Source organism: Pseudomonas sp. NCHU5216 (assembly GCF_052156495.1).
Lineage (GTDB): Bacteria > Pseudomonadota > Gammaproteobacteria > Pseudomonadales > Pseudomonadaceae > Aquipseudomonas.
In genome coordinates, this window is record NZ_JBQLIX010000058.1 from 18,858 (window position 1) to 27,467 (window position 8,610).

7 protein-coding genes are annotated in these 8,610 nt (G+C 64.6%); 6 read left to right on the plus strand and 1 reads right to left on the minus strand.

Annotation, left to right across the window (positions count from 1 at the left end):
- The first annotated feature begins 35 nt into the window (after positions 1 to 35).
- The 6 genes from ACSVIK_RS24470 to fdxA all read left to right on the plus strand — a co-directional run bounded on the left by ACSVIK_RS24470 (position 36) and on the right by fdxA (position 8,400).
- Positions 36 to 668 (plus strand): VOC family protein, encoded by a 633-nt coding sequence (locus ACSVIK_RS24470; RefSeq protein WP_442446739.1) that lies wholly within the window; start codon positions 36 to 38, stop codon positions 666 to 668.
- Entirely contained in the window at positions 668 to 2,539 is a 1,872-nt protein-coding gene (locus ACSVIK_RS24475) for an FAD-dependent monooxygenase (protein WP_442446740.1), read from the plus strand. Before ACSVIK_RS24470 ends, ACSVIK_RS24475 begins: the two co-directional genes overlap by 1 nt.
- Positions 2,536 to 3,813 carry a 2-oxo acid dehydrogenase subunit E2 gene (locus tag ACSVIK_RS24480; protein ID WP_442446741.1) on the plus strand — a complete coding sequence of 426 codons (1,278 nt, stop codon included), beginning with the start codon at positions 2,536 to 2,538 and terminating at the stop codon, positions 3,811 to 3,813. Before ACSVIK_RS24475 ends, ACSVIK_RS24480 begins: the two co-directional genes overlap by 4 nt.
- A 52-nt stretch (positions 3,814 to 3,865) precedes the next feature.
- Entirely contained in the window at positions 3,866 to 4,828 is a 963-nt protein-coding gene (locus ACSVIK_RS24485) for a fumarylacetoacetate hydrolase family protein (protein ID WP_442446742.1), read from the plus strand.
- A 535-nt stretch (positions 4,829 to 5,363) separates the two neighbouring features.
- Complete coding sequence (gene mutS / locus ACSVIK_RS24490) at positions 5,364 to 7,937, plus strand: DNA mismatch repair protein MutS (RefSeq protein WP_442446743.1); 2,574 nt, start codon at positions 5,364 to 5,366, stop codon at positions 7,935 to 7,937.
- 139 nt (positions 7,938 to 8,076) lie between these two features.
- Complete coding sequence (gene fdxA, locus ACSVIK_RS24495; RefSeq protein WP_003244255.1) at positions 8,077 to 8,400, plus strand: ferredoxin FdxA; 324 nt, start codon at positions 8,077 to 8,079, stop codon at positions 8,398 to 8,400.
- Here fdxA and ACSVIK_RS24500 read toward each other — a convergent pair.
- A partial coding sequence (locus ACSVIK_RS24500; RefSeq protein ID WP_442446744.1) for a hypothetical protein occupies positions 8,397 to 8,610 on the minus strand: 214 nt, incomplete at its 5' end. The two genes, fdxA and ACSVIK_RS24500, sit on opposite strands and share 4 nt — an antisense overlap.

An 8,610-nucleotide genomic window follows, 5' to 3' on the forward strand; every position in this document is an offset into this window, starting at 1 on the left:
TTCAACCTACCCCAGCAAGCCATCAGGATCAGAACATGAACCAGACATCTGCACTGCCCAGCAAGCCTGTGATCGCACCCACGCAAATCGCCCATTGGGTGCTCAAGACACCACGCCGAGAGAAGCTGATCGCCTGGTACGGCCTCGTGTTCGGCGCCGAGGTGGTGCACGCGAGCAAACTCGTCACCTTCCTCAGTTGGGATGCCGAGAGCCATCGGCTGGCGCTGGTCAAGCTGCCGGCCATCCTGCGCCTGCTGTTCCCCCTGGCCTGGCTGCGGCGCAAGATGATCGGGCTGGATCACATCGCTCACAGCTTCGACTCGCTGGAAGCCCTGCTGCTGACCTACGAGCGGGTCAAGCAACAGGGTATCGAGCCGGTCTGGTGCATCAACCACGGGCCGACCACCTCGCTCTACTACGAAGACCCGGACGGCAACCGGCACGAGTTCCAGGTCGAGAACTTCGCCACTGCCGAAGAAACCAAGCAGTACTTCAACAGCCCTGCATTCGCCGAGAACCCCATCGGCGTCAACTTCGACCCCGACTACCTGCTCACCCGCCTGCGCTCCGGCACCCCGGTTGCCGAGTTGCTGAAACAGGGCGCGGGCACCCCTCCGGGCAGCAAGCCGGTGGCGAACATGAAGGCCATTACCTGGAGAACCCTGTGATGAGCACGGACATGAAGGCACCGGTGGTCATAGTCGGCGGTGGTGCCAGCGGCTGCACCCTGGCCCTGCTGCTGGCCAGCTACGACATCCCCAGCATCGTCGTCGAGCGCCGCACGGCGCCCTTGCAGCACCCGGCCGCGCACGTGCTGAACGGCCGCGCATTCGAGATCTGGGCCCAGTACTCCCCCGCCCTGGCCCAGGAGATCCTGGCCCTGTGCCCGTCAGAAGACGAGATCGGCAACATCCGCTGGTGCACCAGCCTGCTGGGCACCGAATTCGGCAGCATCGATCTGCTGGCCGATCGGGAACTGGTAGAGCGGGTGCGCTCCCACAGCGAATACCGCATCGCCCACGTCGGCCAGCATCTGCTGATGCCGATTCTCTGGCGGGCGCTGGAAGCCGAGCCCCTGGTCACCTTCATCAAGGGTCACAGCCTCGAGTCGCTGCATGATTCGGGTCACCAGGTGACGCTGTCGCTGCGCGACACCAACCAGCAGCGCACCAGCATCGGCGCACGCTGGCTGATCGGTGCCGACGGTGCCAACAGCAAGGTACGGGAGCTGCTGGGTATCGCCATGCAAGGCCCGACACTGGCCAACATGGCCAGCGTATTCTTCCAGGTGAAGCTCGATGAGCTTCATCCGCAACCTCGCCCACTGCTGAGCTGGATCTACAACCCGGACTTCTGCGGCGTGATGATCAAGCACGCGGACGACAACTACATCCTCATGACGCCTTACCTCTGCGACGAGCAGGCAGTCGCCAGGGCGGGGCAGGACTACTGGCGCAAGGTGATTCCGCTGGCCATCGGCAACAGCGAAGTACCCTTCACCATCCACACCATGGGCAAGTGGCTGATGACCACGCAACTGGCCGCCTCCTATGCCAAGGGCCGCGCGCTGCTGATTGGCGACGCAGCGCACCGTTTTCCCCATACCGGGGGCTTCGGCCTCAACAGCGGCGTTCAGGATGCCCATAACGTGGCCTGGAAGCTGGCCGCCATCCTCGAAGGCCGCGCGCCGGACAGCCTGCTGGGCACCTACGAGCTCGAGCGCAAACCGGTGATCCGGCTGTTTGCCGAGCAGAGCATGGGCAATCACTTCAAGCTCGATGAAGTCACCTGCCACATCGGCCTGCGCAACCGCGGGCTCATGCAGGTGACGAAACTCTTCACCCTCGCCCCCTTTACCTGGCTGCCCAAATCCACTCGCGGTTCTCTGGCGGACTGGCTCATGCGTGGCGCGCTGAGAAAAACCGCCCTGCTGGAGGCGCAGACGGCCAAGGGCAAGCGCCTGCGCGCGCTGCTGCAGGCCCAGGTGCCCGAGCAACAGGAGCACTTCATTTCCACCGGCCTGGAGTATGGCTACGCCTACAGCCAGGGGCTGGTGGAACCCGAAGCCACGGCGCAACCCATGATCGGCAAGGGCGTCACCGAGTATCGACCGACCACCTGGCCTGGCGCGCGCCTGCCCCATGTCATGCTGCTTTGCGATGGTGAGCTGCGCGCCATCCACCAGTTGCTCGACAAGCGTGACTTCACCCTGATCAGCGCCAAGCCCGAGCAATGGAGCCAGGCCCTGCAAGCCCTGCCCGGCAGCGCCGAGATGGCGGTGCGGATCATCGGGCTCGACAGCATGGATCCCTCGACCCGCCAGGCCGCCATCGATCTTTATGAAGTGGGCGAGGACGGCGCGATCCTGGTCAGGCCCGACCATCACGTGGTCTGGCGAACCAAGGGCCGCGCCGACACCGATGCCGGCACCCTGGTGAGGATCGTCGAGCGGCTGAAAACGACCTACGGCATCGGCCTGTCGGGGCATCAGGAACAGCGCACCGAAGCAGCTCGCGAAAGGACGGCAGCATCCCGATGAACATGTCCGCCATGCAGTTAGCGCTCAGCGTTCCGGATATCGGTGAATACAGGGACGTGCAGGTAGTCGAGATCAGCGTGCGACCCGGCACCCCGGTGGTTGCCGGGCAAGCGCTGGTCGTGCTGGAAACCGACAAGGCCACCCTGGAAATTCCCGCGCCCTGCGCTGGAGTGCTCAAACGCCTCCTGATCCAGGAGGGTGATCGCGTCAGCCAGGGCGACATATTCGGCGAACTGGCGCTCGAGCAGCCGGCCGAGCCAGTGGCCGCGCCTGCTGCGCCCGCCCAGGCGCTGACCCAGGACGCCCCTGCCCCGCCAGCCCCGGCGGCAACCGCCGCAGTGGCGTCACCTGCCATGCCGGAAACGGCCGCCAGCGGCCTGCCACTACCCAAGGCAGGGCCCGTGGTGCGCAAGCTGGCACGCACGCTCGGCGTCAAGTTGTCCGAGGTATCGGCAAGCGGCAAGTCCGGGCGCATCCTCAAGGAGGATGTCGAAGCCTTCGTGCGTAAGCGCATGACGGCAGCCGTGCCCGATGAACGCCTGAGCGGCATCGCCCCGGTAGCCGAAATCGATTTTGCCCAGTTCGGCGAAATCGAGGTGAGGCCGTTGCAGCGCATTCAGAAGCTTTCTTCCGCGCATCTGCACCGGGCCTGGCTGAACGTCCCCCATGTGACCCAGTTCGAGACGGCTGACATCACCAGCCTGGATGCGCTGCTGAAGGCGGCCAATGCCGAGGGCGAGGAAAAGATCACCCTGCTGCCCCTGCTCATGCATGCGCTGGCCCAGGCGTTGGTGCAATTTCCGCAATTCAATGCCTCCCTGGCGGCCGATGGGCAACAGCTGATCCTGAAGAAGTACATCAATATCGGCTTTGCCGCCGATACCGAGGCTGGCCTCGTCGTCCCGGTGGTGAAGAATGCCAACCGCAAAGGGGTGCGCGAACTGGCACGCGAATGCGCCAACCTCGCCAACAGCGCCCGGCAGGGGCGGCTTGCGGCGAGCGACATCAAAGGCGGCTGCTTCACCATCTCCTCCCTCGGTGGCCTGGGTATCCGGGGCCCGTTCGCCCCCATCGTCAACGCCCCCGAGGTCGCCATCCTCGGCGTGTCCCGGGCCAGCCTGCAACCGGTGTGGAATGGCGAGCAGTTCGTGCCACGCCTGCTGCTGCCGCTCTCGCTGTCCTATGACCATCGCGTCATAGATGGCGCCCTGGGCTCTCGCTTCCTGCTCCATCTGGTGAAGTTGCTGGAAAACATCGGGCTCTTGCTGTTGTAGCCAACCTGGCTGCCGCAGGCAGTCGATCACTCAAGAAGAATGAGGTACAGACATGGCGCTTCCAATCGTGCGTTTCCGCCATCAGGCATCGGTGCAGTGGGGTTGCCTGGAGTCCGCCGACAGGGTTCGGGTGCTGCCGACGCCCTGCACCACTACCCGAGAACTTCTCACCCAGGGCCATGACGCGATAGCCAGGTTGGTGGAAGCGAGCAGCGAGGCTGTGGATCGGACCGAAGTCGAACTGCTGTCGCCGATCACCGACGATGCCAAGGTACTGTGCCAGGGCGCCAATTACCGCGAGCACATGATCGACTCGGGCATGGATCCGGATGCCAAGTCCTTCAACCTCTTCTTCACCAAGTCTTCGGCCTCCATCACCGGGCCGACCGGGGCCATCGTCAAGCCCAGGCACGTAAAGCTGCTGGACTACGAGATCGAGCTGACCCTGGTGATGAAGAAGCGCACCTCGACCCCGGTGGAGGTCACGCAGAACAACCTGCACGAATACGTCGCCGGCATCTGCATCGGCAACGACGTCTCCGCGCGCGATGTCCAGCTCCCCCAGATGCAGTTTCACAAAGGCAAGAGCTATCGAACCTTCAGCCCCCTGGGGCCGGTACTGTGCCTGCTCGAGCCATCCGAGATGGGCTACCTGGGGCAGATGCAACTGAGCCTGAGCGTCAATGGCGAAGTCCGCCAGCGCGACAGCACGGCCAACCTCGTGTTCAAGCCGGCGGAAACCCTGAGCGAATACTCGCAGATCGTGAACTTCGAGCCCGGCGACGTGCTGATGACCGGAACGCCGTCCGGCTGCGCCCTGAGCGTGCCGCCGCGCCTGCTGGTGAAACTGTCGGGCCTGCTGCCCGAACCCCTGAAGTGGAAGTTCTTCATCAAGGGCCAGCAGCGCCGCCGCCAGTACCTGCAGGTGGGTGATCGCGTCGAGGCCAGGATCGTCAGCCAGGACGGGCGCATCGACCTGGGCTGCCAAAGCCACAGCATCGTGGCGCAGGACTGATCGAGCGCGGGGCTGCCCCAGCCCCCCTTTCTGCCAAGCCGGACAGCGTTTCCTGCAGCGCTGCCGGTGCCCCGCAACCGCTATCCGCATCAAGGCTTCCCCCCTGACGAAAGCGCCGCCGCTTTCAGGTATCATTGCGCGCCTGGCAGCGCTGGGAGGCAGCGCGACCCGCTCGATGCCTCCCGGATTCCTTGAGCTATTCATGCTGAAGACAGGTCAATGGCAGCCCAACGGCAACGACCCTACAGACTGAGCACAATGGACAGGCTCGAGGCCATTGCCACCCGGCTGAGCGCAATTGGCTCCGCCGGCGCGCCAAGGACGACAGCGCTGCCCGTTCGACTACGCCAATGTGCGACGACCTCACCACAGATGCCGGAAACCGACACCTCGGACGAGCCACGAATCCTGCCTATGGCCCACTGCCCGCCAGGCGATTCGACGAGCCCCGAAGCGTCGATGCCGCTCAGCCCAAGGCATCACCGGCAAACCCGCTTCAGCCATCAGGCAAGACAACTTCAAGCGATCGATTCCCATGACCAACTCTGACCTTTCCGCCCACACCCCGATGATGCAGCAGTACTGGAAGCTGAAGAATCAGCACCCGGATCAGCTGATGTTCTATCGCATGGGTGACTTCTACGAGATTTTCTACGAAGACGCGAAGAAGGCAGCCAAGCTGCTGGACATCACCCTGACCGCGCGCGGTCAGTCGGCCGGCCAGTCGATCCCCATGTGCGGCATTCCCTTCCACTCGGTGGAAGGCTACCTGGCCAAGCTGGTCAAGCTTGGCGAATCGGTGGTGATCTGCGAACAGATCGGCGACCCGGCCACCAGCAAGGGCCCGGTGGAACGCCAGGTGGTGCGCATCATCACCCCCGGCACCATCAGCGACGAAGCCCTGCTCGACGAGCACCGCGACAACCTGCTGGCCGCCGTGCTGGGCGACGAGCGCCTGTTCGGCCTGGCCGTGCTGGACATCACCAGCGGCCGCTTCAGCGTGCAGGAGATCAACGGCTGGGAGAATCTGCTGGCCGAACTGGAACGTCTGAACCCGGCCGAACTGCTGATCCCGGACGACTGGCCACAGGGCCTGCCGGCCGAGAAGCGCAAGGGCTCACGCCGCCGCGCGCCCTGGGACTTCGACCGCGACAGCGCCTTCAAGAGCCTGTGCCAGCAGTTCGGCACCCAGGATCTGAAAGGCTTCGGCTGTGAGAAGCTGACCCTGGCCATCGGCGCCGCCGGCTGCCTGCTGAGCTATGCCAAGGAAACCCAGCGCACCGCCCTGCCCCACCTGCGCAGCCTGCGCCATGAGCGCCTGGACGACACGGTGATCCTCGACGGTGCCAGCCGCCGCAACCTGGAGCTGGACATCAACCTCGCCGGCGGCCGCGACAACACCTTGCAATCGGTCATGGATCGCTGCCAGACCGCCATGGCCAGCCGCCTGCTGGGCCGCTGGCTGAACCGCCCGCTGCGTGATCGCGCGGTGCTGGAAGCGCGCCAGGACGCCATTGCCTGCCTGCTCGACGGCTACCGCTTCGAGACCCTGCAACCGCAGCTCAAGGAAATCGGCGACCTGGAGCGCATCCTCGCCCGTATCGGCCTGCGCAACGCCCGCCCACGCGACCTGGCGCGCCTGCGCGATGCCCTGGCCGCACTGCCCGAGCTGCAGCAGGCGATGACCACGCTGGATACCCCGCATCTGCAACACCTGGCCAATACCATCGCCACCTACCCGGAATTGGCCGAACTGCTGGCCCGCGCCATCATCGACAACCCACCGGCGGTGATCCGCGATGGCGGCGTGCTGAAAACCGGCTACGACGCCGAGCTGGACGAGCTGCAGGCGATGAGCGAGAACGCCGGCCAGTTCCTCATGGATCTGGAAGCGCGGGAAAAGGCCCGCACCGGCCTGGCCAACCTCAAGGTGGGCTACAACCGCGTGCATGGCTACTTCATCGAGCTGCCCACCAAGCAGGCCGAATCGGCGCCGGCCGACTACATCCGCCGGCAGACGCTCAAGGGCGCCGAGCGCTTCATCACCCCGGAGCTGAAAGAGTTCGAGGACAAGGCGCTGTCGGCCAAGAGCCGCGCCCTGGCCCGCGAGAAGATGCTCTACGATGCCCTGCTCGAACAGTTGATCGACCACCTGGCACCGCTGCAGGACAGCGCCGCGGCACTGGCCGAGCTGGACGTGCTGAGCAACCTGGCCGAGCGCGCGCTGAATCTGGATCTGAACCGCCCGCGCTTCGTCGAAGAGCCATGCATGCGCATCGACCAGGGCCGCCACCCGGTGGTCGAGCAGGTGCTGACCACGCCCTTCGTGGCCAATGACCTGGACCTGGACGACAGCCGCCGCATGCTCATCATCACCGGGCCGAACATGGGCGGTAAGTCCACCTACATGCGCCAGACCGCACTGATCGTGCTGCTGGCCCATATCGGCAGCTTCGTCCCGGCTGCGGCCTGCGAGCTGTCGCTGGTGGATCGCATCTTCACTCGTATCGGCTCCTCGGACGACCTGGCAGGCGGCCGCTCCACCTTCATGGTGGAGATGAGCGAAACCGCCAACATCCTGCACAACGCCAGCGAACGCAGCCTGGTGCTGATGGATGAGGTTGGGCGTGGCACCAGCACCTTCGACGGCCTGTCACTCGCCTGGTCGGCGGCCGAGCACCTGGCACGCCTGCGCGCCTTCACCCTGTTCGCCACCCACTACTTCGAGCTGACGGTACTGCCGGAGAGCGAGCCGGTGGTGGCCAACGTGCACCTCTCGGCCACCGAGCACAACGAGCGCATCGTCTTCCTTCACCATGTCCAGCCCGGCCCGGCCAGCCAGAGCTACGGCCTGGCCGTGGCGCAACTGGCCGGCGTGCCGGGCAGCGTGATCAGCCGCGCCCGCGAACACCTGGCGCGCCTGGAAGCCACCAGCCTGCCCCACGACCTGCCCCGCCAGGAGCCCGGCCAGCCGCAGGCGCCGATGCAGAGCGACCTGTTCGCCAGCGTGCCGCACCCCCTGCTGGAGCAATTGAGCAAGATCAATCCGGATGATCTGACTCCGCGCAAGGCGCTCGAGCTGTTATATACATGGAAGACGCAGGTCTAACGCTTGCCCCGACAAGCTGCTAGAATCGCGCGCATTTTTACGACTGCCCGGTTTACAGCCTGAGCCGCGGCCCCAGATAGAGCGCCTGACAGCCCTTCGCAGAAAGGGCGCAGGCCGCCGCCCGAGGAGAGAATCAGACATGACCTTCGTCGTCACCGACAACTGCGTCAAATGCAAATACACCGACTGTGTGGAAGTCTGCCCGGTCGATTGCTTCTACGAAGGCCCGAACTTCCTGGTGATCCACCCGGACGAGTGCATCGACTGCGCTCTGTGCGAGCCGGAGTGCCCGGCCCAGGCGATCTTCTCCGAAGACGAGGTGCCCGAGGACATGCAGGAGTACATCGAGCTCAACGCCGACCTGGCGGAAGTCTGGCCGAACATCACCGAGAAGAAGGACTCGCTGCCGGACGCCGAAGAGTGGGATGGCGTGAAGGACAAGCTGCAGTATCTGGAGCGTTAAGCGCCGCGCACTATGCTGCTCGCGTAAGCATTCGAGTCCCGACGGGGCTTACTTGGAAACCCGATGCCAGGATCTGGCATCGGGTTTTTTATTTCTAGGATGCGTTTGAGCGATACCGGACTGGCAAGTTTGGGTGTGGGTTGTTGGTTGTTCGGGTGCTTGTTCCGGCTTGCCGCGTTTTTGTTGATGTTTTTGGTTTCGCCCTCCCGG

What these genes read in the sequence shown, in the direction of transcription:
- ACSVIK_RS24475 (WP_442446740.1), top strand. Translation starts at nt 668, where the DNA reads ATGAGCACGGACATGAAGGCACCGGTGGTCATAGTCGGCGGTGGTGCC.
- mutS (WP_442446743.1), top strand. Translation starts at nt 5,364, where the DNA reads ATGACCAACTCTGACCTTTCCGCCCACACCCCGATGATGCAGCAGTAC.
- ACSVIK_RS24470 (WP_442446739.1), top strand. Translation starts at nt 36, where the DNA reads ATGAACCAGACATCTGCACTGCCCAGCAAGCCTGTGATCGCACCCACG.
- ACSVIK_RS24485 (WP_442446742.1), top strand. Translation starts at nt 3,866, where the DNA reads ATGGCGCTTCCAATCGTGCGTTTCCGCCATCAGGCATCGGTGCAGTGG.
- fdxA (WP_003244255.1), top strand. Translation starts at nt 8,077, where the DNA reads ATGACCTTCGTCGTCACCGACAACTGCGTCAAATGCAAATACACCGAC.
- ACSVIK_RS24480 (WP_442446741.1), top strand. Translation starts at nt 2,536, where the DNA reads ATGAACATGTCCGCCATGCAGTTAGCGCTCAGCGTTCCGGATATCGGT.